The 897-nt window shown below is 52.0% G+C and carries 1 protein-coding gene; it reads left to right on the top strand.

The features are described from left to right. Positions 1 to 248: 248 nt before the first annotated feature. The gene (locus ACOCD2_RS22515; protein WP_305801678.1) at positions 249 to 749 is read left to right on the top strand and encodes an arsenate reductase (azurin) small subunit; all 501 of its coding nucleotides are present in this window, start codon (positions 249 to 251) and stop codon (positions 747 to 749) included. Positions 750 to 897: the final 148 nt, after the last annotated feature.

Here is an 897-nt window from a genome sequence, read left to right as displayed (position 1 = left end):
TGATGGTTTCACAACTCCATCTTCTCAGAGACCGGGTGGGGGGCTCTACCCCGACAGGACAGACCTGATCATTTGCCTCAAACCCACCTCTGCTACCCACAAATTCTGCTGAGGAGCCACTATTTTTTGAGATTTTTAGTGGTTTTTCTCCTCTGAAACTCTAAACTCTAGTAATGAGCGACATAAACAAAAAAGACGAAACAGCGGCTGATCACGGCCGGTGCATGTTGAATCGCCGACAGTTCCTGATGTATTCAGGCACAGCGGCCGTTGCTGCCAGCACCATTTCCATCAGCCTGTTCCCGGGTGAAGCCCAGGCCAAGGCGCGTGTGGTGACTTATCCACGCATGAAGATTGCCCGGCTGAGTGAGTTGAAAGACAACAAGCCCGTGGATTTCAATTACCCGGATGACGGGGCGAATTCCCAGTGCTTTATCGTGAAGATGGACGGCGCCAAGGCAGGTGGTGGTGTCGGTGCACAGCGCGATGTGGTGGCTTTCAGCTATCTTTGCACGCACCAGGGAGGTCCCCTGAATGGCAAGTATCGGGCAGTGGGCGAGCATCGGGTGCTGGGCCAGTGTCCCCTGCATCTGTCCACCTATGATCTGACCCGTCACGGCATCATCGTGTCCGGGCAGGCTTACCAGAGCATTCCCCAGGTACTACTGGAGGTCGACGGTGATGACGTTTATGCCGTTGGCATGATGGGGCTGCTGTTTGGCCGCAATGACAACCTGATGGATGCCTAGGGAGGATAATTAGATGTCTATACTAGATTATCTAGAGTTTAGAGTAAGCAACATTGTTCCACCGTATATTTTCGGGTGAAATAAAGTTGCTATTTTGTTCATACTGCCCGTTAGAGCTTGTTCTATACGCTGATTGCTGCATCCTGCT

Source organism: Thiolapillus sp., from assembly GCF_048562965.1.
GTDB classification, from domain to species: Bacteria; Pseudomonadota; Gammaproteobacteria; order Chromatiales; family Chromatiaceae; genus Thiolapillus; species Thiolapillus brandeum_A.
This window is presented reverse-complemented; position numbering and strand designations above follow the sequence as displayed.

What these genes read in the sequence shown, in the direction of transcription:
- ACOCD2_RS22515 (WP_305801678.1), top strand. Translation starts at nt 249, where the DNA reads ATGTATTCAGGCACAGCGGCCGTTGCTGCCAGCACCATTTCCATCAGC.